Here is a 25,419-nt window from a genome sequence, read left to right as displayed (position 1 = left end):
GCCTAGGTCTGTGATTTAAGTTTCGGCATAGGCGCCACGCGAGGCCGAATCGCAGCAACCTGTGCTATGGTGCGGGCCGGTATTTCCAACCACAAGGATCGATGCGGCATGAGCGTGATGGTCAAGGAAAGCCAGATCAGCGAAAAAGACATGATCGCCGAAGCCGAGAAGGCGCTGGCCGATATCTCCAGGGTCCGCGACGGGGTCGGCCGGGTCATCTTCGGCCAGGAGAGCGTCGTCGAACGCACGCTGGTGGCGCTTTTGGCCGGCGGCCACGCGCTTTTGGTCGGCGTGCCGGGCCTCGCCAAGACCAAGCTGGTCGAGACGCTGGGCATCGTGCTCGGCCTCGACTCGCGTCGCATCCAGTTCACGCCCGACCTGATGCCGTCTGATATCCTCGGCTCGGAAGTGATGGAGCAGGATGAATTCGGCAAGCGCTCCTTCCGCTTCATCTCCGGGCCGATCTTCGCGCAATTACTGATGGCCGACGAGATCAACCGTGCCTCGCCGCGTACCCAGTCGGCGCTTTTGCAAGCGATGCAGGAGTATCACGTCACCATTGCCGGCGCCCGTTACGACCTGCCGGCGCCCTTCCATGTGCTGGCGACGCAGAACCCGCTTGAACAGGAGGGCACCTATCCCCTGCCCGAGGCGCAGCTCGACCGTTTCCTGATGCAGGTCGACATCCTCTATCCCGAAATCGAGGCCGAACGCCGCATCCTTCTGGAAACCACCGGCATCGAGGATGCGAAAGCGCAGAACGTACTGCAACCGGTGCGGCTGAAGGAAATCCAGACACTGATCCGCCGCATGCCGGTGCCTGAAAGCGTCGTCGAGGCGATCCTGACGCTGGTGCGCTCGGCGCGCCCCGGCCAGGGCAACGCCGAGACCGACAAGCATGTCGCCTGGGGCCCCGGCCCGCGCGCCAGCCAGGCGCTGATGCTGTGCACAAGGGCGCGCGCGCTTTATGAGGGACGGCTGGCGCCCTCGATCGACGACGTCCGTGCGCTGGCCGAGCCGGTGCTGCAGCACCGCATGGCGCTGACCTTCGCCGCCCGCGCCGAAGGCACCAGCGTGCGCGACGTGGTGGCAAAGCTGGCAAAAGGCATCTGATGGCGCGCATCGGCGAAGTCCAGGCTCCGGCAGCGACGCGCGACGCGCTCGCCCGTGGCCGGTTGCGGGCCTCGCTTGTGCCTGACCTGCTGGTCGAGGCGCGCCGCATCGTCAACACCGTGATCGCCGGCTGGCACGGCCGCCGCAAGCGCGGCATCGGCGAGAATTTCTGGCAGTTCCGGCCCTATGTCGAAGGCGATGCCTCGCGCATCGACTGGCGCCGCTCGGCCCGCGACGATCATACCTATGTGCGCGATCGCGAATGGGAAGCCGCCCATACGGTCTGGCTGTGGGCCGACCCCTCGCCGTCCATGCTCTACAAGTCGACCGGCGCCGGCGTTTCCAAGCAATCGCGCGCGCTGGTGCTGGCGCTGGCCATGGCCGAGCTTTTGTCGCGCAGCGGCGAGCGCATCGCCTGGCCGGATCTCACTGATCCGTTCACCGCCCGCAACGGTGCCGAGCGCATCGCCGCCCAGCTCATGCATGCCGGCGAGTTGCCGGCAAAACCCGATCTGTCCGGCATCCGCCGCTTCTGCGACATCGTCATCGCCAGCGATTTCCTCGACCCGGTCGAGGAAACGATGGCCTGGCTTGATGTGCTCGCCCGCCACGGCGTGCGCGCGCACCTGATCGAAGTCGCCGACCCGGCCGAGGAAACCTTCCCCTATGCCGGCCGCACCGAGTTCACCGATCCCGAGACCGGCGACAAGCTGACCGCCGGTCGCGCCGAAATGCTCGGCGATGAGTACCGCCTGCTCTACACCGCCCGACGCCAGGAACTGGCCGCCTGGTGCAAGCGCCTCGGCTGGAGCTTTACCGTCAACCATACGGACCGGCTCGCTTCCGACGCGCTGGTCCGCCTGCACATGGCCATGACCGCCGATGGCGGTTATGCCGGGCTGACCGCCAGTGGTCATGCCGGGCTGATCGCTGGTGGCGGTCATGCCGGGCTGGCCGCCGGTGGCGACCATGCCGGAAAGGTCAGCGCATGAGCTGGCTGCCGCTCTCCTTTGGCGCTCCCATGGTGCTGTGGGGCCTGCTGGCGCTGCCGGTGATCTGGTGGCTGTTGCGGCTGACACCGCCCAAGCCGCAGAGCGAAATCTTCCCGCCGCTGAAAATCCTGGCGCGCGTGATGAAGCGCGAGGAGACGCCGCAGCAAAGCCCGTGGTGGCTGACGCTGCTCAGGCTCTTGATGGCGGCCCTGGTCGTCGCGGCACTCGCCGAACCGGTGTTCAATCCGCGCGAAAAGTTGCCTGCCGAGGGTGCGGCCCGTGCGCTGGTCATCGACAATGATTGGGCAAGTGCCGCCGATTGGGGCAAACGCGTCGCCACCGCTGAGCGGCTCATAGCTGACGCCGGCTCGAATGGCGTGCCGGTCATCATCGCTTTCACCGCCGAAAAGCCCAATTCGGAAATCGGCCCCTTCGATGCCGCCACGGCTCTTGACCGGCTGCGCGCCGCCAAGCCGCGACCGATCCCGACCAACCGGCCCGCTGTCTATGCCCGCGTCGCCGGCGTGCTGGACACCTTGCCTGGCGCCAGCGTCGCCGTACTCGCCGACGGCCTGGCGGCAAAGGGTGACGAGGCCGCCTTCAACACGCTTTTGTCGAGAAATGCCGCCCGCGTCGTCTGGGCAACCGCCGACCGGCTTTCGCTGACCGGCCTCACAGCCGCCGAGAACCAGGTCGACGGCTTTGCGCTGACCGCCATCCGCGCGCCGGGCGACCCCGCCCCGGCGCAGGTGACCGCTGGCGCCTTCGACGACAAGGGCCGCCGCATCGCCGATGCGACGCTGACCTTTGCGCCGGGCGAATCCACCGCCGCCGGCACCATGGCGGTGCCGTTCGAACTGCGCAACGACTTCGCCTCGATCGCGCTCGACGGCGAGCGCCAGGCCGGCGCCGTGCGTGTCCTCGACGAAAGCTCCAAGCGCCGCCGCGTCGGACTGTTGTCGCAGGCCGAGGCCGACCAGGCACAGCCGCTTCTGTCGCCACTCTACTACATCAGGCGCGCGCTGCAGCCCTTCGCCGATCTCGTCGAGCCCTCTAGCGCCGACCTCGCCGATGCCATCCCGCAGATCCTCGACCAGAAGCCGGCGATGATTGTCATGGCCGACATCGGCACCATTCCCGCACAGGTCCGGCAAAGGCTGGTCGACTGGGTCGACAATGGCGGCACGCTGGTACGTTTCGCCGGCTCGCGGCTGGCCGCCGCCGGCAATGACGATGACCTGCTGCCGGTCCGCCTGCGCACCGGCGAGCGTTCGCTCGGCGGCGCGCTGTCATGGACATCGCCGCAGCCGGTCACCGAATTTCCCAAGGCCGGTCCGTTCGCCGATCTTGCCCCGCCCACCGAGGTCACCGTTACCAGACAGGTGCTGGCCGAGCCGACGCCCGATATCGTCGAGCGCACCTGGGCGGCTCTCGCCGATGGCACGCCGTTGGTCACCGGATTGAAGAAAGGCAAGGGCACGCTGGTGCTGTTCCACGTCACGCCCGAGGCGACATGGTCGAATCTGCCGATCTCGGGCAGCTTCGTCGAGATGCTGCGCCGCCTCGTGCAGCTGTCGCGCAACCAGGGCGCGGCGGTCGCCAGTGCCGAAGCCGCCGCCACCTCGCTGGCGCCCTATCGCATGATTTCGGCCGACGGCTCGCTGGTGCCGCCGACGCCGGATGCGCGGCCGCTGGTGCCGGCCGCCGGCTCGTTGCCTGTGACTTTCGAGAACCCACCCGGCCTCTACGGCTCCGAGACCGGCGTCTTCGCCCACAACCTGCTCGAGGCCACAAGCACCTTCGCGCCGCTGGCACGCCCGCAAATCACTATTCCGATCACCTCAATCCAGTATGCGTTTGATGAATCGCACAACCTGAAGGGCGCGCTGGTCGTGGCCGCCCTGGCGCTGATGCTGCTCGATACGCTGGTGGTGTTGTGGATGGGCGGACTGCTTTCGCGCCGGCCGCGCCGTGCCGGTGCCGCGGCAACCATCGCCGCGATCCTGATTGCGCTCGGCGCGCTGGTCGGCCATGCCGACCTTGCCCGCGCCGACGACGCCAAACCGGGCGACCAGGCAGCAATCGAGGCGATTTCGAAAACCCGCATTGCCTATGTGCTGACCGGCGTGCCGGGCGACGACTCGATCAGCCGCGCCGGCATGGAGGGCCTGACCCGCTTCCTGATCGAGAAGACAGCGTTGGAACCGGGCGCGCCCGCGGGTGTCGACATCTCGAAGGACGAGCTGTCGTTCTATCCCCTGATCTACTGGCCGATCGATCCGGCGGCACCGCTGCCGAGCCAGGCCGCGATCGCCCGCATCGACGCCTATATGCAGCAGGGCGGGACGGTGCTGTTCGACACGCGCGACCAGTTCGCCAACGGCATCGGCGCCGATTCGGCCAGCCCGGCGACGGAGCGGCTGCGCGACATCCTCGGCAATCTCAACGTGCCGCCGCTGGAACCGGTGCCGTCCGACCACGTGCTGACCAAATCCTTCTTCATCCTGCCCGAATTTCCCGGCCGCTTCGCCGGCAGCCCGCTCTGGGTCGAGGCGTCGCTCGACGCCAGCAACGCCGAGAACCGGCCGGTGCGCACCGGCGACGGCGTTTCGCCGATCATGATCACCGCCAATGATTTCGCCGGCGCCTGGGCGGTCGACGAGAATGGCGATCCGTTGCTGCCGACAGTGCCGGCCGACCCGATGCAACGCATCTACGCGCTGCGCGCCGGCGTCAACATCATGATGTACATGCTGACCGGAAACTACAAATCCGACCAGGTGCACGTGCCCATACTGCTCGAACGGCTGGGGCAGTAGGATGACGTTCTTTCTTGCACACCCCACGCGGATCGACCGGGGTAACGCATGAACTGGTCGATCTCCTTCGAGCCCCTCATCTCCTGGCCATTGTTGGCCGTGGTGCTGGTACCGCTGATCCTGCTCGCGGCCCTCGGCCTGTGGTTTCGCCAGCGCGGCGCGATCTTCCGCTTCGTCGCCCTGCTGGCGCTGGCCGCCGCCCTGTTCAACCCGGTGTTCCTCAATGAGGAGCGCGAGCCGCTGAAAAGCGTCGTCGCCCTGATCGTCGACCGCAGCCAGAGCCAGGATATCGGCGACCGAGCCAGGCAGACCGACGAGGCGCTGGCCGGGCTCCAGCAGCGTCTTGGCCGTTTCAAGCAGTTCGACGTGCGCGTTGTCGAGGCAGGCAAGTCCGAAGCCGCCGAGGAGCGCACCGAAACGCGGCTCTTCGGCGCGCTCGAGGGTGCCTTCCGTGACGTGCCGCCGTCGCGCATCGGCGGCGCCATCATGATCACCGACGGCGAGGTGCACGACACGCCGGCTGGCGCACCCGATTTCAACGCCCCGCTGCATGCCCTGATCACCGGCAACGACCACGAAAAGGATCGCCGCATCCGCTTCGAGAACGCGCCCCGCTTCGGCATCGTCGGCAAGCCGCTCGACATGACATACCGGGTCATTTCAACGGAAAACGAAACCGGCCCGGTCGACGTGCGCGTCTCGGTCAATGGCGAGCAGGTCGCGGTCGAGCATGCCACCGTCGGCCAGGCCATGCCGCTGCAAGTGACCATTCCGGGCGCCGGCCGCAACATCGTCGAACTCGCCATCGATCGCGAGCCGGGCGAGCTGACCGACGCCAACAACCGCGCCATCGCGCTGATCGACGGCATCCGCGAGAACCTGCGTGTGCTGCTCGTCTCAGGCGAGCCGCATGCGGGTGAGCGCACCTGGCGCAATCTGCTGAAATCCGATGCCTCGGTCGATCTCGTCCATTTCACCATTCTGCGGCCGCCGGAAAAGCAGGACGGCACGCCGATCAACGAATTGTCGCTGATTGCTTTCCCGACCCGCGAACTGTTCGTCGAGAAGATCAAGGATTTCGACCTCATCATCTTCGATCGCTACCAGCACCGTGATGTGCTGCCGATCCTCTATTACGACTACATCTCCGAATACGTCGAAAAGGGCGGCGCGCTGCTGATCGCGGCCGGCCCCGAATATGCCGGCGAAAGCTCGATCGCGCGCACGCCGCTGATGTCGGCCTTGCCGGCGATGCCGACCGGCGAGGTGGTCGACAAGGCCTTCTATCCGCGCCTCACCGATCTCGGCCAGCGTCACCCGGTGACGCGCGGGCTGGATGGCTCCGCCACCGAGCCGCCGCACTGGAGCCGCTGGTTCCGCACCATCGGCGTGCAGAACCCGGAAGGCGAAGTGGTGATGAAGGGCGCCGACAACCGGCCCCTGCTGCTGCTCGACCACAAGGGAGAAGGCCGCGTCGGCATGCTTCTCTCCGATCAGGGCTGGCTGTGGGCGCGCGGCTTCGAGGGCGGCGGTCCGCATGTCCAGCTCTATCGGCGCATCGCCCATTGGCTGATGAAGGAGCCCGAACTCGAGGAGGAGCGGCTGACCGCCGACGGTCGTGGAATGGTTCTGGAAATCCGGCGCCAGACCATGGCCGATGATCCTGGCGCCGCGCAGATCATCACTCCGTCCGGCAAGACGATGACCGTCAAGCTCCAGAAATCCGAACCCGGCGTCTTCCTCGGCAGTGTCGAGACCAGTGAAATCGGCCTCTACCAGGTCGCCAACGGCGACCTCACCGCACTTGCCCATGTCGGACCGGTCAATGCGCCGGAATTCGCCGACGTCATCTCCACCGAGAACCGCCTGAAGGCACCGGCGGAAACGACCGGCGGCAGCGTGCGCCGACTGACGCCATCCGCGGCCCTTGGCAGCGACGTGACGCTGCCCTCCATCGTGCCGGTGCGCTCGGCGGGCGCCGCGTCCGGCAGCGACTGGATCGGCCTGCGCACCACCGACGACAGTGTGCTCAAGGCCGTCTCGCGCGTGCCGCTGTTCGGCGGTTTCCTCGGCCTCGGCCTGCTGCTTCTGGCAATGGGTTCGATGTGGTACCGCGAGGGACGGTAGTGGCACCTTTTCCTTCTCCCCCTGTGGGAGAAGGGAAAACCGCCCTGGAGCCGCTGCCCTCCGCTATGGCTCCGGGCGTTCGTCGTTTCAATCGACAAATCGTTGTCGATTGATCGCCCTACGGGCGACCACTCCTCACTCTTCCGGTTCGGTCGTGAACAGCAGCGGGTAACCCTTGGCCTTGCCGGCATCGGTGGCCCGTGTCGCCTTGGTCTCGGCGACATCCTTGGTGAACACCGCGACGACGCAGACGCCACGCCGATGCGCGGTGATCATGATCCTGTGCGCCTGGTCTTCGCTGAGCTTGAATTCGCCCTTCAGCACCGTCACCACGAACTCGCGCGGCGTGAAATCATCATTGATGAGGATGACCTTGTAGAGTTTCGGCCGTTCGGTCTGCGGCTTGACCTGGACGCGCGGTTTTGTGGTGATTTCAGGCATCGGAACCGACAGTCTCGCCATCGACAGTTTCGCCCCGCATTTTGCCACGGGCCAAAGCGATCGTCCATTTTGATTGGCACGCGGACCGGCAGCGGGTGAGCCCGGTCATTGGCGATCATGTGGGAATTCTTGGTAGCGGTTCAACGGCCCTGACGGCCAAAGATGCGGCGGTTTCCGCCCGCATCCGCCCGGCGTTCCATCCACGCAGCGATCGGCCACGCGACAACGCAGCTCAGCGTCACGCCGGTGAGTATGATCAGCAGCCAGGCCTGTACCGGCGTGATGTAGTCCCAGGTGCTGGAGATTGCCGGCGCGAACAGCGAAGGCTCGGTGCGCCCGCTCGCCGGATCCGGCACCGGGCTGGCGGTGAACAGGATCAGCACCCTGGCCACGCCGCTGGCGACCAGGCCACCGAGCACCATCGAACGCAGAATGGACGAAAGCCGCTTCTTCATGCGGACTGTCCTACACGGCCGGCGTTGCAAACGGGTTAAACATGATCGAAGTGCTTGGTTGGAAGCTGCCGGTTTTCAGCCCTCGCCGCCATCGGGCCGGGTTCGCCGACCCGCTTCGTCGCCGGTGCACCGCCCTTCGACGATGCGCTTGCAGAAGGCCGCCCCAGCCGGCTTGCAGCTGGAACGGCCTTGTTAGAAAGCAGGCTTTGGACCGATCAGGGCTTCTTCGGAGCAGCCTTCGGGGCGGCCTTCGCGGGGGCTTTCTTGACCGGGCACTTGTGCTTCTTGGTCACCTTGCAGACCTTCTTGGCGACTTTCTTCGGGGCAGCCTTCATCGGAGCGGCTGTGGCCGGAGCGGTGGTAGCAGGAGCGGTGGTCGTGGTGGTAGCAGCCGGGGCAGCGGTCGTGGTGGCGGCCGCATTGCCGAGAACCGGCATCGAGAAGGCGAGAGCAACGGCGAGGCCGAGGGCGGACAGGAGGGACTTCTTCATGGCTTCGTTTCCTTTTTATGCGGGTCGAGTTTCGAGTGTCACTGAACCGGGTCGTTCGGCGTCACTCCAAGCAGCTTCAAAGCGTTTGCGAGCATCCGGATGCCCTGTGCCTGTTTCTTGGCGGCGCAGTACCGGTTTCCCTTTCTTTGAAGTGCCTTTGCCGCGGTGACCTGCGTTGCCGTGGCGTGGGTTTCGAGGGCTTCGTCGAATTGGCGGCTGAGATTGGCGCAACGTTCGGCCCGGGTGGTGGGCGTCACCTTTGCATCCGATTGTCCGGCAGCGGCGGTGACCAGGCAAACGCCCAGCAACGCACCCAACAAACTGATCGACAACCTTGGCATCGGTTTATCCGTGAACCCGCAGACTGGCGTCGCAGCCAATGACCTGACCGCTACGGCACCGTTATGCCGTCCTACTTTTTCAGGAGTTTTTCCGGATTGTAGAATTTTGTTTCTGGATTGTTTCTGCATGGCCGGCGAAGGCGCCGATGCTTCGCTCCACCTTGAAATGCAAGGCACTGGCCAACATATGGCCCGAATTCTATCGTGTGGCTCACCAACCAAGGATAGCTTGGCCGGCAACAGAGACGGGGCACCTGTGAAATCCGACGCACACATACTGATCGTCGACGACGACAAGGGCATCCGCGACCTGCTGCAGGAGTTCTTCCAGAAGCGCGGCCTGCACACCTCGGTTGCCGCCGACGGCACCGAGATGGAGACCATCCTGCGCCGCTCGCATGTGGATCTCATCGTGCTCGACGTGATGCTGCCCGGCAAGAGCGGGCTGGAACTGTGCCGCGACCTGCGCGCCCAGTATTCGACACCGATCATCATGCTGACCGCCGTCACCGAGACGACCGACCGCGTGGTCGGCCTGGAAATGGGCGCCGACGACTATGTGCCCAAACCCTTCGACCCGCGCGAGCTGCTGGCCCGCATCCGCGCCGTGCTGCGGCGCAACGGCGCCGCCGAGCCGAAGCGCGCCACCACCAAGCAGCTCTACCGCTTCGCCGGCTGGACGATGGACTGTTCGCGGCGGCGGCTGACCGCGCCCGACGATGTCAGGGTCGAGCTGACCATGGCGGAGTTCAACCTGCTGCAGACCTTCGTCAAGAGCGCCGGACGCGTGCTGACCCGCGACCAGCTCATCGAACTCTCCGGCGGCGACAGCGACTATTCCTTCGACCGCAGCATCGATATCCTGGTCAGCCGGCTGCGGCGCAAGATGGAAGACGATCCCAAAACGCCCAAGCTCATCCTGACCGTGCGCAGCGGCGGCTACCAGTTCCTGCCCGAGACGACTTCCGAATGAGACGTTTCCTGCCGCAGACCTTGCCCGTCTGGGTGCTGCTGATCGTCATTGCCGGCCTGCTGATCAGCCAGGTCGCGACCCTCTATATCGTGTCGCGCGACCGCGCCGCCGCCAATGACGTCGTCGACCTTTATCGCCTCAACGATCGTGCTTTCTCGCTGGTGCAGCTGATGCATGACGCCACGCCGGAGGAACGCAAGACGACGGCGACCGGCCTGTTCAATTCCACCTACGCGCTCACTGTCTCGGACACGCCCGCGGTCACCTCGTCGATCGCCGGCGACGACGAGTTGGCCGAACTCGAAGACATCCTCGTTGGCCGGCTGTCGAAGTTCGGCATCACCGACGCACGCGTGCGGCGCGATCCGGCGACGCGCGAGGCCGACGACGCCAGCGGCACGGCGCCGGGACCCGATATCGGCCAGGTGGAACGCGACCTTCTGGTGCTGGCCGCCGACTTCGCCCAAAGCGACAAACTGACGGCCTCGCTGCGCTTCGCCGACGGCCAATGGCTGAACTTCACCGAGCCGATCACGCCCGTCGGCCCGATCCTGAGCTTCGACAGCCTGCCGCTCTATTCGCTGATCGCCGGGCTTGTGGTGATCATGTCGATCTGGTCGCTGCGCCGGCTGACGGCACCGTACCGGATGATGGAAACCGCCGTGAACAGGATCGGCAAGGATCTGAAGAGCCCACCGATCACCGAGTCGGGCAGCCGCGAGGTGCGTGCCGCCGCCAAGGCGATCAACGCCATGCAGGCCAGGTTGCGTGAATATGTCGAGGACCGCGAACATCTCGCGGCGGCGTTGGCGCATGACCTGCGCACCCCGATGACGCGGATGCGTCTGCGCCTGGAGCTGCTGCGCAAATCGGCGGTCCGCGAGGCGCTGGCGCACGATCTCGCGGATGTCGAAAGCATCGCCAGTTCTGTGATCGACTTCGCCACCTTCGAGGTGACCGAGGAGAAGAGCGAGCGCATCGACTTCTGGTCGCTCGTGGAATCGGTCGCCGACAGTTACGACGACGTCTCGTTCGACGACGATACCCGCTCACGCGGCCTCATCTGCATGGCGCGGCCGGTCGCGCTCAGGCGCTGCGTCACCAATCTCGTCCAGAATGCCGTGACCTATGGCAAGAAGGCGCATCTCAGCCTGCGCCGGTCGGACAATATGATCCTGCTCACCATCCGCGACGAAGGGCCTGGTATACCGCAGGCCCAGATCGACGCCGTGTTCGGCTCTTTCGTGCGCCTCGAACAATCCCGCAACCGCCAGACCGGCGGGCTCGGGCTCGGCCTGACCATCGCGCGCAACATAGCGCGCGCCGCCGGCGGCGAGATCAGCCTGTCCAACAACCCGGGCGGCGGCCTGCTGACGCAACTGCGCCTGCCGCTGGCGGCGTAGAACGAGGCGCGCCAGATCGCTTCGCCTCGTCGCCTTCGGGTTCCGGAGAAACTACCGCCGCAGCACCGCGCTGAGCACATCGCGGATGCCGATGGCGCCGACGAAGCGCGACTGGTCGTCGAACAGCGCCACGGGTGCGGTCTGCGAGCGATGCATGGCAAGCATCACCGTTTTCAGCGAGGTGCCGGGATTGGCCCAGAACACTTGCGCCACTTCCTCCGGCTGGCTCTCGACATCGGCGCATGACACCCAGACCGCGGGCTTGCCGTCGCGTTCGGCCGCCGCCACCAGCCCGTGATCGTCGATCTTGAAGCGCGTCGTCTTTCGCCGGTCGAGCCACACCCAGCCGTCCTTGCCCTGTTCGAGGTCGCGCCGGTCGCGCATGACGTTCCAGGCGGTCAGCACCGACAGCGGGTTCACATTGGCGATGAAGTCGCGGACGTAGTCGTTGGCGGGCCGCAGCACGATGTCCTCCGGAGCGCCGGTCTGGACGATGCGGCCGCCCTCCATGATGGTGATGTGGCTGCCGATCTTCAGCGCCTCCTCGAGGTCGTGGCTGACGAAGATGATGGTCTTCTTCAGCTCGGCCTGCAGCTGCAGCAATTCGTCCTGCAGCTTGGTGCGGATCAGCGGATCGAGCGCCGAGAACGGCTCGTCCATCAACAGGATCGGCGCCTCGGTGGCGAAGGCGCGGGCAAGGCCGACACGCTGCTGCATGCCGCCCGAAAGCTCATGCGCGTATTTCTTCGACCACTGGTCGAGATTGACCAGCTTGAGCTGACGGTGCACGCGTTCCTTGCGCTCGGCCTCCGGCACCCCGGCAAGTTCGAGGCCGAGGCCGACATTCTCCTCCACCGTGCGCCAAGGCAACAGGCCGAACTGCTGGAACACCATCGCCACCTGCTTCTGGCGCAGGCGCCGCAAGGTGGCCTGGTCGCACGTGACGACATCGACGATCTTGTCGCCGTCCTTGACCAGCACCTGGCCGCGCGACACCACGTTCAGCCGGTTGACGGCCCGCAGCAGCGTCGACTTGCCAGAACCGGACAGGCCCATCAGTACCGAAATCTCGCCCTCGTTGACGGTCAGGCTGGCGCCGGCGCAGCCCAGCACGTTGCCGGTCTTCTCGAGAATCTCGGCGCGCGTCGCACCGGCGTCGATCATCGCCAGCGAGCCGGCCTGGTCGGCGCCGAAAACGATATCGACGTTTCTGAAATCGACGGCGACGGTCATTTCTTGCCTCCAACACCGATGCGGGTCATTCGGTCGAGCACGATGGCGAGCACGACGATGGCCAGGCCAGCCTCGAGCCCGAGGTCGATGCGGCGCGAACCGAGCGCCCGGTTGATCTCGGTACCGAGACCGCCGGCGCCGATGAGCGCCGCGAACACCACCATCGACAGCGACAACATGATCGACTGGGTGAGCCCGGCCATGATGGTCGGCAGCGCCGAGGGCAGTTCCACCTTCCACAACAGCTGGCTCTTGGTGGCGCCGAAGGCCTCGCCCGCTTCGATGATCGACTTCGGCACCGAGACGACGCCGAGATGCGTGAGCCTGACCGCGGTCGGGATGACGAAGATGATGGTGACGATGAGCCCGGGCGCGTTGCCAAGACCGAACAGGGTCAGCACCGGAATCAGGTAGACGAAGGTCGGCAGAGTCTGCATCAGGTCGAGCACCGGCAGCATGACGCGGTAGACCTTCGGCTTGTGCGCGGCCCAGATGCCGAGCGGCACGCCGATGGCCATCGCCATGGCCGCCGCCGCGACGACCAGCACCAGCGTCTGCACCGTCTGCTTCCAGAGGTTCTGGTTGATGATGAAGATGAGCCCGAGGAAGACGCCGATGGCGAGCGGTCGCGAGCGCTGCAGCAGCCAGGCGATGGCCGCGATGACCAGCGCCAGCAGCACTGGCGGCACCATCAGCAGGATGTTGACCAGCCCGTCGAGCAGGAAATTGAGGCCATTGGAGAAGGCCCTGAAGATGGTGTCGAAATTGTCGGTGAGGAAGCCGAAGAACGCCTTTCCCCAGGCGCCGATCGGGATCTTGTGATCGACCATGAATTGCGAAATCGGATCCATCTCACCCCTCTTCGTCCAGGAGCCGCCCTGCTCTCGGCTCGCCCAACGTCATCTTGTCACAGGATATGAAAAAGGGCAGCCTTTTCTAAGATGGCTGCCCTTCCTGGTTCGGCCTTGCCGAATTCAGTTGGCTCAGCTTCCAAGCGCGGTCTTGATCGCCGCAGCAGCGTCGCCGCCGTCGAAGGTGGTCACGCCGGCGATCCAGGGTGCAACCGCGCCCGGATTTTTCTTCAGCCAGTCGGTCGCAACCGTGGTGGCATCACCGCCCTTCAGGATCGCGTCCATCATCTGGCCTTCCATATCCAGGTTGAACTTCAAATTGGCGATCAGCTTGCCGGCATTCGGGCATTCGGTGGTGTAGCCCTTGCGCACATTGGTAAACACGGTGGCGGCGCCGAAGCCGCTGTCGCCCATGCCGTCGAGATAGGTGATCTTCATGGCGCCCATCACCGGATGCGGCGTCCAGCCGAGGAAGGCAATCCATTCATTGTTCTTCATCGACTGCTCGGCCTGCGTCAGCATGCCGGCCTCGGAGGATTCGACCAGCTCGAAGCCTTCGAGATTGTCCTTCGGGTTCTTGATCATGTCGAGGATGATGCGGTTGCCGTCATTGCCGGCTTCGATGCCATAGATCTTGCCGTTGAACTTGTCCTTGAACTTGCCGAGGTCGGTCAGCGACTTGACGCCGGCGTCCGCCACATAGGTCGGCACGACGATGCCGTAGCCGGCGCCGGTCAGGTTCGTGCTGATCGTCTCGACCGAACCGTCGGCGGTGTAGTCCTTGATGTCGTTGGTCATCGACGGCATCCAGTTGCCGAGGAAGACGTCGAGGTCCTTGTTCTTCAGTGACGCCATGGTGACCGGCACCGACAGCTGGATCACCTTCGGCTCGTAACCAAGCGCGGTGAGCAGCACGGAAGCGATGCCGGTCGTCGCCTGGATGTCGGTCCAGCCGACATCGGAGAGACGCACCGTCTTGCAGCTTGCCGCATCCCCGGCATAGGCGACACTCGTGGACAACAGAGCCGCCAGGCCAAGGCCGGCGACGAAGGAATTCATACGCGACATAGATATTCTCCCATTGTGATTCTTTGGCGAAGCGTAATTACGGTTTCTCTGCCCGCCTTGTTTCGTCAGCCAAACATCATTCTGGTGCGGTTTCAAGCGTCAAGGCAATCACGATCAACGGCGCGGACTGGCCAATCAGCGACACGCTTCCTGCTTTTGCAATGCGCGGGTGGTGTTTTTTGGGGGGAATGCGACGGCGCCCCTCCCCGCGCCGGGGCAAGTCGGCTTAAAAGGCGGGCATGGCCAAGCTCTACTTCCACTACGCGACAATGAATGCCGGCAAGACGACGATGCTCCTGCAGGCGTCGTACAATTATCGCGAGCGCGGCATGACGACGATGCTGTTCGTCGCCGGCCACTACCGCAAGGGAGATAGCGGCCTGATCTCGTCGCGTATCGGACTGGAGACGGAAGCCGAGATGTTTCGTGACGGCGACGATTTGTTCGCCCGCGTCGCCGAGCACAACGGGCATACGACGGTGCACTGTGTTTTCGTCGACGAGGCGCAATTCCTCGAGGAAGAGCAGGTCTGGCAACTCGCCCGCATCGCCGACCGCCTGAACATCCCGGTCATGTGCTACGGCTTGCGCACCGATTTCCAGGGCAAGCTGTTTTCCGGCTCGCGCGCGCTGCTGGCCATCGCCGACGATCTGCGCGAGGTGCGCACCATCTGCCGCTGCGGCCGCAAGGCGACGATGGTGGTGCGCCTCGGCGCCGACGGCAAGGTCGCCCGGCAGGGCGAGCAGGTGGCGATTGGCAAGGATGTCTACGTCTCGCTCTGCCGCCGCCACTGGGAAGAAGAGATGGGGCGTGCGGCGCCCGACGACTTCATCGGCTTTGTCGGGGCCTGAGCAAGCTCACGCGGCCGAGACATGCCATCTCGAAAACCGCCAGCCAAGCCGCACGCCAAGTGTTGCCAGCGCGATAAGCACCATGCCGCCAGCCTGTGCCAATCCAAGCGGATGCCCGTAGATTGCCCAGTCGATGATGATGGCAACGACCGGGTAGATGAAGGTGATGACGCCGATCACCGGTGTCGTCAGGCGCGGAAAGGCTGAATTCATCAGCACATAGGCAATGCCGGTATGCAGGACGCCGATGCCGGCCAGCCAACCCCATGACGCCAGTGGGATGTGCTGGCCAACCGCCGCGAACGGGGCGAGCATGACGACACCCACCACGGTCTGGCAAAGCACGGTGATTTCCGCACGCTGCCGGCCAAGGCCTTTGGCCAGGATGGTCGCCACGGCATAGAGCATGGCCGCTCCCAGCGTCAGTCCAATGCCCAGTGCCCAGTTGGCGTTGCCATGGCCGTGCGAAATGGTGAGGCCGCTGGCCAGCACGACGCCAAGAAACGCCGTCAGCATCCACAGGACCTGGTCGAGCGAGATGCACTCCTTGAGAAAGATCACGCCGATCAGCACCACGAAGAACGGCTGCACATGGTAGACGATCGTCGTCGTGGCGATCGACGTCATGGTGAAGCCGGCGAAGAAGGCCGTCCAACTGAGCACCATGCAGATGCCGGCAAGCGCGGCTAGCGCCAGGCGGGACAAGGACAGGGTGCGATCCGGCAGATAACCGCGCAGCAGGCACCATACGAAAAGAAATACCGCGCCGAACACGCAACGCCAGAAGACGATGGTCACGGGATGCAGCCCCGATTCCGTGACGAAGGCGCCGACCGTACCGGCAATCACCATCGCCAGAGCAAGGCTAGCGGCTGGAAAGCGAGCTTTCGATGTGTCCGTCATGCCTGGTCTTTCCAGCGCTGGGATAGCTATCTGGACAGCAACAAAGCCTTCAAACAAGCGAATAGATTTGTGACCAGCTATTCGATATGCTGATAGCAACATGGCCGCTCCCCTTGACCTCAATTTGCTGAAAACCTTTGTCGCCGTCGTCGAGAGCGGCAGCCTTTCCAATGCGGCGCCTCGCGTCGGCCGCAGCCAGTCGGCCGTCAGCATGCAGATGCAGCGGCTGGAGGAGGTGGTCGGCACCCAGCTGCTGGTGCGGGGGCCGAGAACGGTCACGCCCAATGCGATCGGCGAGGATTTCCTGATCTATGCCCGTCGGCTGCTGAAGCTTTCGGACGAGGCGTGGGCAAGCGTCACCCGACCGAAAGAAACCGGCAGCGTGCGCCTTGGCGTACCGGATGACTATGCGGCGTTCCTCTTGCCGCCGGTGCTGTCGCGCTTCGCGGCGGAGCATCCCCTGGTGACGGTGGAACTGATCTGCGAACAATCGACCGCGCTGGTGAAGACGCTGGCGGAGGGACGGCTGGACCTGGCGATCGTCACCCGTCTGCCGGAGCAGGCGCTCGATGTGATCCGCCTGGAACGCTTCGTCTGGGTCGCCTCGCCCAACCATGTCGCCTGGGAGAGCGATCCCTTGCCCGTCGCCTTGTTCGAGCCTGGCTGTGCCGCCAGGATGAATGTCCTGCAGGCGCTTGGCGATGCCGACCGGTCCTACCGCTGCACCTATTCCAGCGCCTCCCTGCTTGGCCTTGTCGCGGTCGTGCAAGCCGGGCTTGCGGTTGCCGGCCTGGCTCAGCGCAGCGTGCCGCCTTCGCTGCGCATCGTCGGCGGCAATGAAGGGCTTCCCGTGCTTCCCGATCTCGAAATCGGCATCCTGCGCAACCCGCTGTCGACGACGCCGGCGGTCGAACGGCTGAATGATTTCCTGCGCCGCGATCTGGCGCAGCAAGCCTGACTCGCAGAGGTCCAAGCCTGACTTGCGGAGGTCATCGTCCGCGCATACGAGATCAGGCGCTGGCCCCGTCTTCCGCAATCCCGCCACGATGCAGCGTTTGTTAAGGCCTCGGTCCTATTTTGCGTCATCTCGTTCCAGCCAGAACTCGTCGGAGTCAGCCATGTTTCGAGCCGCTTCGCCTGCCGGTCTCCTTCTCCTTGCCAGTGCCCTTGCCGCCCATGCCGGAGGCGACCCGGCGCTGGGCAAGCACGTCTTCAACCGATGCATCGCCTGCCACGAAGCGGCTACCGATCGCGACAAGGTCGGCCCGCATCTGATGGGTGTCGTCGGCCGCACCGCCGGCAGCGCCGAGAGCTTCCTTGGCCACTACTCCGAGGCGATGAAGAGCGCCGGCGCCGCCGGCCTTGTCTGGAACGAGGCGAACCTTGCCGAATATCTCAAGGCCCCGAAGCTGAAGGTGCCTGGCAACAAGATGGCCTTCGGCGGCCTGACCAGTGACGACGACATCGCCAATGTCATTGCCTATCTGAAGGCCGATCCGAAGCCCTAGCATCGTCGGCCGCTTTGCGACGGTGCTCGCTCCAGCTGTTTGTCGAGGCCCTCGACCGGTTCAGTGCTGTGTCGAATTTCGAGACATCCGCATCGGCGGAGATTGAACGCTTTCCCAGTCGCTTTGCCGGCATGAAAGTTCAATGACAGCTGAACTACGCTCGCGCGACGCGGTAATCACGCCATGACCATGCCTTCACTGTCTTTCAAGACCGTGACGAATTCTTTTGTTTTCGGGCCGGCCCTGTCTTGCGTCTTTCAATCCCCGGATGCCCCACATATATTCGCCGCTGTTCGCAACCAGCGACCTGATGCCGAAGCGGGAGGCCCTAATGGCGACATTGCAGAATTTCGATGCCGAAATTGCCAAGACCAAGCAGGTCGTCCAGGACATGCGCACCAAGATCGAGCAGTCCAGTACCGTTCTGGATACGCTCGCCACCGCCGACAAGAAGATCGGCGACGCCAATTTCGACATCGAGAATGCCCGCATCGAGGACGTGCTGAAGCAGCAGAAGGTGATGGAAGGCAACATCGCCGACCTGATCATCGGGCTTGAGGATGCCACCAACGTCTTCGGCGCCGAGTTCGAGAGCATGAAGAACTACACCGGCTGGGAGAGTTTCATCGGCATCTTCTCCAGCCAGAGCAAGCAGCGCATGCGCACCGACCGTGTCCGCAACATGTCGCTGGCCGGCAATCTGCAGGAACTGCTGGCCAAGTCCGACACCATCGTCGGCATCCTCAAGGCGCAGAAAGAGGTTCTCGACCAGCGCTACAAGACCTCCGAGGCCAGCCTGTCGCAGGTGATCGAGCGCCGCAAGACCACGATGTCCAACCTCGAAGCCGTGCAGAAGCGCATCGAGGAACTCAATCCGATGCTGCTCGACATCGAGAACAAGATCGCGGCCTCGACCAGCCAGAAGGACCGCACGCAGCTCGAAGGCGAGCGCTCCAAGCTCGCCACCGAATACAACGAGAAGCAGGCCAAGGAACAGGAGCTGCTGGCCGAGAGCCAGACGCTCGAGCGCTACACCTCGATGTTCCAGACCTTCGTCGATTCGCTCAACAACCAGATCGCCGCGCAATCGACGCTGATCAACAAGCTGACCATCGATACCGAGCAGCGCATCGTGCTCTATAAGGCGCTGGAAGATTCGCTGAAGACCGCCGCCCAGCAGGACGTCGCCCACAAGATCAACACGCTGGGCAGCCAGGTCGACAACACCGCCGAGGAAACCATGGCCGGCATTGGTGCTGCCTCGCAGAAGCACATCGGCGACCTCTTGGAGATGCACGAGAAGAACATGGTCGCCAGCGCCGACATCCAGCGCCGCAAGAAGCTGGCCGACGATGCGTTCGCCCGCCGCTTCGACGAGGTGCTGAAGAAGCACAATTCGGCCAACTACGTGCAGCAGTAATTGCCGCACGCACCGGTGCGACAATCCCAGGGCTGACAGCATGACCCCCGAAAACGAAGCGGCGGCGCGATATTTCTCGGCGATAACGGCAGCACTCAGCGGGCTCGAAGTGTTCATGCGCGACGACCGCTCGCCGCTCTACCGGCATGGCATCGTCGCCAAGATTGTCGCCGAATACATCGCCCGGCTCGACAAGTCCTTTTCCTGCTGGCGCAACCGGCTGGGCTTCATGGACACGTTCCGCATTTCGCGCGCCGAAAGCGGCTTCCCGGTCTTCCAGAACCTGCTGGAACTGGAGAACGACCGCCGCCAGGCCGACGCGCGGCTTGCCAACATCCCGCTGGCCGGCGAGCTGCGCGAGGAAATGGCCGACTTCATCCTGCGCCACAAGGAATTCCCCGAGGCGCTGCAGAAGTCGATGGCGGAGCGGCTCTACCTCGAGGACGTGAAAAGCGAGACCACGTTCGGCCCGTTCACGCTGGCGCAGACGGCCAAGGTCTCGGTCAATCCGAAGACGGCGCGGCCCTATTATCTCGTCCACTGGGCGACGTTCGACGGCAGCGCCAACCTGCCGCTGGTCTACATGGTGACGGTCGAGGACTCCTCCGAAGCGATGATCCGCCAGCTCGTCGACAGAAATGGCAAGCTCAACGAGACAGTCGACATTCCGCTGCCGGTCGATGGCCTGCTTAATCCCGAGCTTGCCCACCGTTTCGACGATTTCACCGAGAAGAACTCAGCCTACACGCTGTCGCCGGCGACCATTGCCGTCAACCTCGACAAGGATTTCGAGCCGTTGCATCCCAAGCAGCTGCGCCGCGTCGTGCTTGGCCCGTTCTATTCGGCTGGGATTACCGAGAACAACTCGACGGTGACCGAGGTTCTGGCCAAGGTCCGCAAGCCGGAAAATGCCTGGCTCCTGACCTGGACCATCCAGGAGGTCTATTCCAAGGGCGAGAAGCCCGGCCGCAAGGGGCTGTTTTCGAGCGAGAAGACGACGCAGGAATTCTTCATCAACACCGACGACCTCGAGGCCGCGCGCCAGGGCGTGTCGAGCTACGAAAACCATGCACTGATCCCGCACGAGGCCTATCAGGCGCTCTATGCCGCCGGCGAGGCGCAGAAGATCTTTTCCGGCTACAAGGTCCATATCCTGTCCAACGGACAGGTCATCAGCGACGTCTGACCGTCACACCACGGAGCACCCTTCATGGACACCGGCCTGACCACCATTCCGGAAGCGGCGATCGAGAAGCATCGCGCCACCGCGCAGAGCTTCATCACTCGCATTGTCGTGCTGGAGGATCCCTCACGCGAGTCCGGCACCGCGCTGGCCGGCACCAACCGCCGCTTCGTCTCCACCGTCTCGGTCGGCTCGGTGCGCCGCACGCGCGAGGTCGAGCTGTCGAAAACCGTCGGTGCCGTCCATCCCGACGATCAGCTGCTGACCATCCCCCAGCACACGCTTTTGTTTCGCGCCCGGCGCGGCACGGCCATCGCGCTCGCAATATCGGACATCTTCGCCGAAGGCTCGGACCTCGAAAGCCTGCAGGCAAAGAACACCCGCGCACCGCTCGAAGGCGACGAAGCGTCCACCTTCAAGAAACTTCTGTCAGCCTCGGCTTACATTTCGGCCTTCAGCCTCGCCTCCTATCTGTTCCAGCTGATCGACAGCGAGGGCGAAGCGCCCAACGATAGTCCCGAGCCGGACTTCCTGTTCGACACGCCGCAGGATGCGGTGAAGTCGATCCTGGCCGGCCTCGACAAGGCGATATCGGGAGCCTCCGACGACGCCGACCTGATGACCAGGGCACGCGCCTTCGCCCGCGTCGCCATCGACGGCCTGCTGGCGCGCAAGGGCCGCTTCGACGGCATCGGCCCGTTCGAGAACGCCCATATCCGCATCGACGTCGACGATTTCACCCTCGACGGTTTCGACGTCGCGCCGGGCAAGCGGTCGAAGCCACTGGTGATGACCTTCAAGACGCCGGAAGAGGTCGTCGGCAACCACATCGCCAAATACCAGTCGGTCAAGCTCGCCAAGATGCTGATGGCCTACGATTTCGAGCACGAGCTGAACCCGTTCGTCGAGCTCGGCGGCTTCCTGTTCACCTTCATCGGCGATGGCGCGCCCGGCACCGGCAAGACGACGCTGATCCAGATGATCGCCGGTCTCGTAAACGGTTACTGCCAGGTCGCCGGTTATCCCTTCGCCTACGAGAATTTCGGCGTTGACCAGATCTCGTCCTATCAGGGCAAGTCAGGCCAGAACTGCCGCCAGTTCATCAACAATGTGCTCAACCCGCGCGTCATCGGCTTCGGCACCATCGACGACATCGACCAGGTGGCCGCCAGACGCTCCGACGACCGCGCCTCGGCCGGCCAGCAGGAGATCACCGGCGTCTTGATGGACGCCTTCGCCGGTGCCGCAACCGTGGTGCGCGGCAACTGCTCGTTCGGCATGTTCTCCAACTACCCCGAAAATGTCGACGACGCGCTGCGCCAGCGCGCCGGCGCCCGCTGGCTGGTCGACGGTCCGCAGACGCGCGATGACTACATCGACATCTTCGTGTTGCTCGCCGGCAAGAACCACAAGATCCCGCTCGGCGACCATAAGCTCTACGCCGCGCAGGAGATCCAGCGCGCCGTGACCGAGGCCTATGAAGAGCATGAGAAGCCGCAGGAAGATGGGCTGATGAAGGTCTATGAGCGCTACATGAAGGAGAACGGCGCGCCGAAATCGATGGCCGACATCGGCACTTATCTGCACCTGATCAAGGATGCCGAGCCGCGCTTCACCGGCCGCGCCATCAAGAATGTCACCGACGCCATCAAGATGCGCGCCATGGACATCGAGCTTCCCGACGATTGGTTCGAGAAGCCGGAAGCCTTCATGCACAAGGGCTACGACGAGAAGAAGGCGATGATCGAGGAACTGCGCGGCCCGTTCTCGATGGACATGGTCATGCAGGAGATCAACCGCTACGCCGACAGCGAGTTCCGCTATTCCGACAAGTCCGACGACGCCGCGGTGGAGAAGCTGCTGCGCGACGCCCGCCTGCGCGAACGGGCGGCGCGCGAAATGGAGGAAATGAAGAAGAAGGGGCTGTGGAATGCTTGAGTTTCCGTCCCTTGTGAACCCTCGCCACCAATGGACAGGTTGCAGTTGCGATGCCGACGGGCGAAGCGCCAACGCTGACGCCCCCCTCTCCCCGTTCTTCACGGGGAGAGGGTAAGGGTGAGGGGCAGCGCATGCGTGGACCGGAAATCGAGACAACGGGTCGAGCGAGGCGTCTGCGTCAATCGGACAATGACGCTGAAAACGCGCTTTGGCTTGAACTGCGCGACCGCAGACTGAACGGTCATAAATTCGTGCGGCAATTTCCAATAGGCAGCTATTTTGCCGATTTTGCCTGCAGGGAATGCCGGCTTGTTGTCGAGATCGATGGTAGTCAGCATGCCGACAACAAGTATGACGAGGCCAGGGATCGCTCCATGGTTTCAAACGGTTGGTCTGTCCTCCGTTTTTGGAATGTCGACGTCTTGAAGAGCCGGGAAGAAGTGCTCGAAACGATACTGGCTGCGATCGAGGGGCGCCTCGAAACTCATATTGAGACGCATGAGCTTCGATTTGTTGCCGCCAAAGGCTATGGAGAGACATGTCCTTGATCGTTCGCGCCGCCCCTCACCCTTACCCTCTCCCCGTGAAGAACGGGGAGAGGGGGGCGTCAGCGTTGGAGTCCTGCCCTCCACCGCAACGTGCTTTGGAACTGCACTCATGACCACCAAGAAACCCGACCTGTTGCGCGACAACGAGCTGATCTATGGCCGGCTGCTGATGGTCGACGAGCCGCATCTCATCCTGCGCTACAACAAGGCGCTGGCCGCGTTCGGCCTCGAGCCCACCAGGCTGAAGAGCTTCCAGATCGACCGCACCGGCTTCTCGCCCGAGGTGGCGGATGAATACGGCGATCCTGACTATCTCGATCCCAACGAGGTCAATCGCCGCTTCATCATCCTGACGCCGTCACAGATCGACCTGCCGGTGGTGCACACCGCTTTCTCCAACACCTCGCAACTGATGTTCGAGTTCATGTCCAAGAACCAGCGCGCCATCGACGCGCTGACCATCAAGGACGTCATCTATGGCGAGATCGAGGATTCCGTTCCCAAGGTCAACGACATCGAGGACCTGTTGTCGATCAACCAGGTCGAGTTCAAGGTGCTGTCGGCGGAGGACGTGCTGGGCAAGGCCGCCGAACTCGGCAAGCTCGTCGACCGGCTGAAGCAGGAGCCCGACGCCTGGCGCGACAACGCCATGCTGACCCGCATGGTGGAACTGGCCAAGGTCTGCGGCGACATCCGCGAGAACGCGCTGGTGCCGGACCAGGTCATCTTCCGCCACAGTGCCTACTGGACCAGCCATTTCGGCGGGCTCTACGTGTTCGTCGATCCGGATATGACGACGGTGATCAGCGATCCGGCGGCCCCCGGCTTCCGCCGCTCGCGGCCGTGGCAGGTGAGCTATATCTCAATCAACGATGCCGACAAGGTGTTCAAGTTCCTCGCCTCCACCGGACGCATCGAACTGCCGCGCGCGTCCTGGGTCGAGGCATCGGGCTATCTCGAGCACCGTGCCGAGATGGTGGTGCGCGCGTTGATCCGCGACGCCGAACCTGACCGCAATCTGACCGATGTCGACAAGGTTTGGCTGCAGACCTGGATCCAGAGCCATGCCGACCTGATCACCAGGGACGGCAATTTTCCCTTCCTCAACGCCGCCAAGCGCGAGATCGCCCAGCTTGGCCACCTCAAGATCGACGATGTCTTCCCGCAGCAGCGTTTCCTGGTCGTCCGCGCCAAGCCCGATCATCCTGACGCCTGGCTGACCAACCGGCTGATCTCGGATTTCGTGCCGTCGGACTTCGTCTCACGCTACATCTTCAACAAGCAGGGCTTCTACAAGGACTATGACGGCTTCAGCGACGCCTGGCGATCGCATGTTGTGGACGTTCTGAAAACCACATATTTGAAGGACAAGGTGGCGTTTCGCACACGCCTCTACGGCCTGACTGACTAGAACGAAATGAGCCGTCATTTCGTTCTAACTTGTTGTTTTGGCGCATGATGTTATCCAGAAAGTCTACAACTTTTTGGCATCATGCTTTGAGGGGTGACATCGCCATGCTTGATCCGATCGTGAACTTCTTCACCCGGATTTTCCAGTGGATCGGCCGCGGCATCGGCCTGCTCATCGGCGTTGTCCTGTGGCCGTTCCTGTGGGCAGGGCGCTGGTACACGCAGCGCGGCTGGATCCTGAAGGCCGCGGTCGGCGTGGCTCTGCTGGTGCTGATCGGCCTCTACGCCAATTTCTTCTACGCCACCCAGTGGTGGAACAATTTCAACCCGAACTATCCCGACACTTACACCTTCGAGAAGCGCAACATTTCCGCTGGCGAACAAGTCGCCGCCGGCGCCGGCACCGACACCGCCAAGACCTGCGGAAACTCCGGCATCGCCCAGGTGGCGGCCGACCTCACCGACTTCAATGTCAACCAGAATGCCTGGATCTCGTCGATGATCCTCTACAAGGTCGGCCTGTTCGGCATCGACTGGGACCACACGCCGTGGATGGACAACAAGGCTTCGTTCCAGCGCGGCATCAACCAGGCGGTGCGGCGCACGGCGACCGAGCTTGCCGACAATCTCGGCCGCGTGCGCACCACCTCGCAGATCGACAGCGATCTGCAGAATGCCCGCGGCAATCTGCAGTTCGACGAGGAGACCTGGTATTTCGGCCTGAACCCGTTCGGCCCCAAGACGCCGACGCCGAGCTATTATCGCGACGCCGTGCGCATGCTGCGTTCCTTCAACGCCCGGCTCGCCACCTGCCAGGCCACCTTCGATGCCCGCGCCGACAATCTGAAGCAGTATATCGATCGCATCTCGTCGGACATCGGTTCGACGTCGGCGATCCTCAAGGAGCGCGCCGAGAACCACAACAATGGCTGGTTCGATTTCCGCGCCGACGACCGCTACTGGTTCGCCTATGGCCAGCTCTATGCCTATTACGGCCTGATGAAAGGCGCCCAAGCCGATTTCGAGGACGTCATCAAGGAAAAGCACCTGCAGAACCTGTGGGATACGATGGACTCGCAATTCGTCTCGGCTCTGAAGATCCAGCCCTTCATCATCGCCAATGGCCGCGAGGATGGCTGGCTGTTGCCGACGCACCTGACGACGATGGGCTTCTACGTGCTCAGGGTGCGCTCCAACATGGTCGAAATCAGCAACGTCCTGATGCAGTAACGCTGTACAGCCCAAGGCATGTCGCCCAAAGCGGCCTCGGCTTTGGGCGACATGCCTAGAACAAAGACCTGAAGCGCATCGCCTGAACCCGATCAAGCGCGATGCCCTTCAGGCTCGGGCG

Annotated in this window: 23 protein-coding genes; 15 read left to right on the top strand and 8 right to left on the bottom strand. The window is 63.8% G+C overall.

The features are described from left to right. Positions 1 to 108: 108 nt before the first annotated feature. From BLS48_RS16065 to BLS48_RS16050, 4 genes are read left to right on the top strand one after another with little or no spacing between them, the layout of a single operon-like run. On the top strand, positions 109 to 1,113 hold the full coding sequence (locus BLS48_RS16065) for an AAA family ATPase (protein WP_091579445.1): 1,005 nt from the start codon (positions 109 to 111) through the stop codon (positions 1,111 to 1,113). Continuing rightward, complete coding sequence (locus BLS48_RS16060) at positions 1,113 to 2,105, top strand: DUF58 domain-containing protein (RefSeq protein WP_091579079.1); 993 nt, start codon at positions 1,113 to 1,115, stop codon at positions 2,103 to 2,105. The genes BLS48_RS16065 and BLS48_RS16060 overlap by 1 nt, the downstream gene beginning before the upstream one ends. Beyond that, positions 2,102 to 4,924, top strand: coding sequence for a DUF4159 domain-containing protein (locus BLS48_RS16055; protein WP_091579077.1), 2,823 nt, complete (start codon positions 2,102 to 2,104; stop codon positions 4,922 to 4,924). Before BLS48_RS16060 ends, BLS48_RS16055 begins: the two co-directional genes overlap by 4 nt. Positions 4,925 to 4,972: 48 nt before the next feature. After that, positions 4,973 to 7,051 (top strand): hypothetical protein, encoded by a 2,079-nt coding sequence (locus tag BLS48_RS16050; RefSeq protein ID WP_091579075.1) that lies wholly within the window; start codon positions 4,973 to 4,975, stop codon positions 7,049 to 7,051. A 135-nt stretch (positions 7,052 to 7,186) separates the two neighbouring features. Here the strand turns inward: BLS48_RS16050 and clpS are convergent, their stop codons facing one another. The 4 genes from clpS to BLS48_RS16030 form a co-directional block, all read right to left on the bottom strand. Next, entirely contained in the window at positions 7,187 to 7,492 is a 306-nt protein-coding gene (clpS, locus tag BLS48_RS16045; RefSeq protein ID WP_091579443.1) for an ATP-dependent Clp protease adapter ClpS, read from the bottom strand. 140 nt (positions 7,493 to 7,632) lie between these two features. Then, positions 7,633 to 7,947: a hypothetical protein gene (locus BLS48_RS16040; protein WP_091579074.1), complete on the bottom strand. Its 315-nt coding sequence runs from the start codon at positions 7,945 to 7,947 to the stop codon at positions 7,633 to 7,635. A 215-nt stretch (positions 7,948 to 8,162) separates the two neighbouring features. Next, positions 8,163 to 8,438, bottom strand: coding sequence for a hypothetical protein (locus BLS48_RS16035; protein WP_091579072.1), 276 nt, complete (start codon positions 8,436 to 8,438; stop codon positions 8,163 to 8,165). 38 nt (positions 8,439 to 8,476) lie between these two features. Beyond that, entirely contained in the window at positions 8,477 to 8,779 is a 303-nt protein-coding gene (locus BLS48_RS16030) for a hypothetical protein (protein ID WP_091579071.1), read from the bottom strand. 256 nt (positions 8,780 to 9,035) lie between these two features. Between BLS48_RS16030 and BLS48_RS16025 the strand changes: the two genes are divergently transcribed. Together BLS48_RS16025 and BLS48_RS16020 are read left to right on the top strand one after the other, a co-directional pair. Beyond that, the gene (locus BLS48_RS16025) at positions 9,036 to 9,752 is read left to right on the top strand and encodes a response regulator (protein WP_091579440.1); all 717 of its coding nucleotides are present in this window, start codon (positions 9,036 to 9,038) and stop codon (positions 9,750 to 9,752) included. Next, complete coding sequence (locus BLS48_RS16020; protein ID WP_091579069.1) at positions 9,749 to 11,155, top strand: ATP-binding protein; 1,407 nt, start codon at positions 9,749 to 9,751, stop codon at positions 11,153 to 11,155. The genes BLS48_RS16025 and BLS48_RS16020 overlap by 4 nt, the downstream gene beginning before the upstream one ends. Before the next feature lie 51 nt (positions 11,156 to 11,206). Here the strand turns inward: BLS48_RS16020 and choV are convergent, their stop codons facing one another. From choV to BLS48_RS16005, 3 genes are all read right to left on the bottom strand, one after another. After that, entirely contained in the window at positions 11,207 to 12,388 is a 1,182-nt protein-coding gene (choV, locus tag BLS48_RS16015; RefSeq protein WP_091579068.1) for a choline ABC transporter ATP-binding protein, read from the bottom strand. After that, entirely contained in the window at positions 12,385 to 13,239 is an 855-nt protein-coding gene (gene choW, locus BLS48_RS16010) for a choline ABC transporter permease subunit (protein ID WP_091579066.1), read from the bottom strand. Before choW ends, choV begins: the two co-directional genes overlap by 4 nt. Positions 13,240 to 13,371: 132 nt before the next feature. Further along, positions 13,372 to 14,307 carry a choline ABC transporter substrate-binding protein gene (locus tag BLS48_RS16005; RefSeq protein ID WP_091579065.1) on the bottom strand — a complete coding sequence of 312 codons (936 nt, stop codon included), beginning with the start codon at positions 14,305 to 14,307 and terminating at the stop codon, positions 13,372 to 13,374. Positions 14,308 to 14,546: 239 nt separating this feature from the next. Here BLS48_RS16005 and BLS48_RS16000 point away from each other — a divergent pair, with 239 nt between their 5' ends. Continuing rightward, a complete protein-coding gene (locus BLS48_RS16000) occupies positions 14,547 to 15,158 on the top strand; it encodes a thymidine kinase (RefSeq protein WP_091579063.1) in 612 nt (203 codons plus the stop codon). Positions 15,159 to 15,164: 6 nt separating this feature from the next. Here BLS48_RS16000 and BLS48_RS15995 read toward each other — a convergent pair whose 3' ends face one another. After that, positions 15,165 to 16,061 carry a DMT family transporter gene (locus tag BLS48_RS15995; protein WP_091579062.1) on the bottom strand — a complete coding sequence of 299 codons (897 nt, stop codon included), beginning with the start codon at positions 16,059 to 16,061 and terminating at the stop codon, positions 15,165 to 15,167. A 100-nt stretch (positions 16,062 to 16,161) separates the two neighbouring features. On the opposite strand from BLS48_RS15995, the gene BLS48_RS15990 reads away from it, so the two are divergent. The 8 genes from BLS48_RS15990 (at position 16,162) to BLS48_RS15955 (ending at position 25,298) form a co-directional block, all read left to right on the top strand. After that, entirely contained in the window at positions 16,162 to 17,019 is an 858-nt protein-coding gene (locus BLS48_RS15990) for a LysR substrate-binding domain-containing protein (RefSeq protein ID WP_091579060.1), read from the top strand. 160 nt (positions 17,020 to 17,179) lie between these two features. Further along, complete coding sequence (locus BLS48_RS15985) at positions 17,180 to 17,569, top strand: c-type cytochrome (RefSeq protein WP_091579058.1); 390 nt, start codon at positions 17,180 to 17,182, stop codon at positions 17,567 to 17,569. Positions 17,570 to 17,900: 331 nt separating this feature from the next. Next, positions 17,901 to 18,989, top strand: coding sequence for a hypothetical protein (locus tag BLS48_RS15980; RefSeq protein WP_091579437.1), 1,089 nt, complete (start codon positions 17,901 to 17,903; stop codon positions 18,987 to 18,989). 40 nt (positions 18,990 to 19,029) lie between these two features. Further along, on the top strand, positions 19,030 to 20,175 hold the full coding sequence (locus tag BLS48_RS15975; RefSeq protein ID WP_091579056.1) for a hypothetical protein: 1,146 nt from the start codon (positions 19,030 to 19,032) through the stop codon (positions 20,173 to 20,175). Positions 20,176 to 20,199: 24 nt separating this feature from the next. Continuing rightward, complete coding sequence (locus BLS48_RS15970; protein WP_091579054.1) at positions 20,200 to 22,110, top strand: AAA family ATPase; 1,911 nt, start codon at positions 20,200 to 20,202, stop codon at positions 22,108 to 22,110. Positions 22,111 to 22,241: 131 nt separating this feature from the next. Beyond that, positions 22,242 to 22,658: an endonuclease domain-containing protein gene (locus BLS48_RS15965; RefSeq protein ID WP_091579052.1), complete on the top strand. Its 417-nt coding sequence runs from the start codon at positions 22,242 to 22,244 to the stop codon at positions 22,656 to 22,658. A 109-nt stretch (positions 22,659 to 22,767) separates the two neighbouring features. After that, positions 22,768 to 24,069 (top strand): DUF6638 family protein, encoded by a 1,302-nt coding sequence (locus BLS48_RS15960; RefSeq protein WP_091579051.1) that lies wholly within the window; start codon positions 22,768 to 22,770, stop codon positions 24,067 to 24,069. A 104-nt stretch (positions 24,070 to 24,173) separates the two neighbouring features. Beyond that, positions 24,174 to 25,298 (top strand): DUF2333 family protein, encoded by a 1,125-nt coding sequence (locus BLS48_RS15955; RefSeq protein WP_091579049.1) that lies wholly within the window; start codon positions 24,174 to 24,176, stop codon positions 25,296 to 25,298. The last annotated feature ends 121 nt before the right edge of the window (positions 25,299 to 25,419 follow it).

The organism is Mesorhizobium qingshengii (genome assembly GCF_900103325.1).
Taxonomy (GTDB): domain Bacteria; phylum Pseudomonadota; class Alphaproteobacteria; order Rhizobiales; family Rhizobiaceae; genus Mesorhizobium; species Mesorhizobium qingshengii.
Note: the sequence above shows the minus strand (reverse complement) of the source record. Positions and strands in the feature narration are given on the sequence as shown.

What these genes read in the sequence shown, in the direction of transcription:
- BLS48_RS16035 (WP_091579072.1), bottom strand. Translation starts at nt 8,438, where the DNA reads ATGAAGAAGTCCCTCCTGTCCGCCCTCGGCCTCGCCGTTGCTCTCGCC.
- BLS48_RS16060 (WP_091579079.1), top strand. Translation starts at nt 1,113, where the DNA reads ATGGCGCGCATCGGCGAAGTCCAGGCTCCGGCAGCGACGCGCGACGCG.
- BLS48_RS16040 (WP_091579074.1), bottom strand. Translation starts at nt 7,947, where the DNA reads ATGAAGAAGCGGCTTTCGTCCATTCTGCGTTCGATGGTGCTCGGTGGC.
- BLS48_RS16030 (WP_091579071.1), bottom strand. Translation starts at nt 8,779, where the DNA reads ATGCCAAGGTTGTCGATCAGTTTGTTGGGTGCGTTGCTGGGCGTTTGC.
- BLS48_RS15975 (WP_091579056.1), top strand. Translation starts at nt 19,030, where the DNA reads ATGACCCCCGAAAACGAAGCGGCGGCGCGATATTTCTCGGCGATAACG.
- BLS48_RS16055 (WP_091579077.1), top strand. Translation starts at nt 2,102, where the DNA reads ATGAGCTGGCTGCCGCTCTCCTTTGGCGCTCCCATGGTGCTGTGGGGC.
- clpS (WP_091579443.1), bottom strand. Translation starts at nt 7,492, where the DNA reads ATGCCTGAAATCACCACAAAACCGCGCGTCCAGGTCAAGCCGCAGACC.
- BLS48_RS15985 (WP_091579058.1), top strand. Translation starts at nt 17,180, where the DNA reads ATGTTTCGAGCCGCTTCGCCTGCCGGTCTCCTTCTCCTTGCCAGTGCC.
- BLS48_RS15955 (WP_091579049.1), top strand. Translation starts at nt 24,174, where the DNA reads ATGCTTGATCCGATCGTGAACTTCTTCACCCGGATTTTCCAGTGGATC.
- choW (WP_091579066.1), bottom strand. Translation starts at nt 13,239, where the DNA reads ATGGATCCGATTTCGCAATTCATGGTCGATCACAAGATCCCGATCGGC.
- BLS48_RS15960 (WP_091579051.1), top strand. Translation starts at nt 22,768, where the DNA reads ATGACCACCAAGAAACCCGACCTGTTGCGCGACAACGAGCTGATCTAT.
- BLS48_RS16020 (WP_091579069.1), top strand. Translation starts at nt 9,749, where the DNA reads ATGAGACGTTTCCTGCCGCAGACCTTGCCCGTCTGGGTGCTGCTGATC.
- BLS48_RS16000 (WP_091579063.1), top strand. Translation starts at nt 14,547, where the DNA reads ATGGCCAAGCTCTACTTCCACTACGCGACAATGAATGCCGGCAAGACG.
- BLS48_RS15965 (WP_091579052.1), top strand. Translation starts at nt 22,242, where the DNA reads ATGCGTGGACCGGAAATCGAGACAACGGGTCGAGCGAGGCGTCTGCGT.
- BLS48_RS16050 (WP_091579075.1), top strand. Translation starts at nt 4,973, where the DNA reads ATGAACTGGTCGATCTCCTTCGAGCCCCTCATCTCCTGGCCATTGTTG.
- BLS48_RS15995 (WP_091579062.1), bottom strand. Translation starts at nt 16,061, where the DNA reads ATGACGGACACATCGAAAGCTCGCTTTCCAGCCGCTAGCCTTGCTCTG.
- choV (WP_091579068.1), bottom strand. Translation starts at nt 12,388, where the DNA reads ATGACCGTCGCCGTCGATTTCAGAAACGTCGATATCGTTTTCGGCGCC.
- BLS48_RS15990 (WP_091579060.1), top strand. Translation starts at nt 16,162, where the DNA reads ATGGCCGCTCCCCTTGACCTCAATTTGCTGAAAACCTTTGTCGCCGTC.
- BLS48_RS16005 (WP_091579065.1), bottom strand. Translation starts at nt 14,307, where the DNA reads ATGTCGCGTATGAATTCCTTCGTCGCCGGCCTTGGCCTGGCGGCTCTG.
- BLS48_RS15970 (WP_091579054.1), top strand. Translation starts at nt 20,200, where the DNA reads ATGGACACCGGCCTGACCACCATTCCGGAAGCGGCGATCGAGAAGCAT.
- BLS48_RS15980 (WP_091579437.1), top strand. Translation starts at nt 17,901, where the DNA reads ATGGCGACATTGCAGAATTTCGATGCCGAAATTGCCAAGACCAAGCAG.
- BLS48_RS16065 (WP_091579445.1), top strand. Translation starts at nt 109, where the DNA reads ATGAGCGTGATGGTCAAGGAAAGCCAGATCAGCGAAAAAGACATGATC.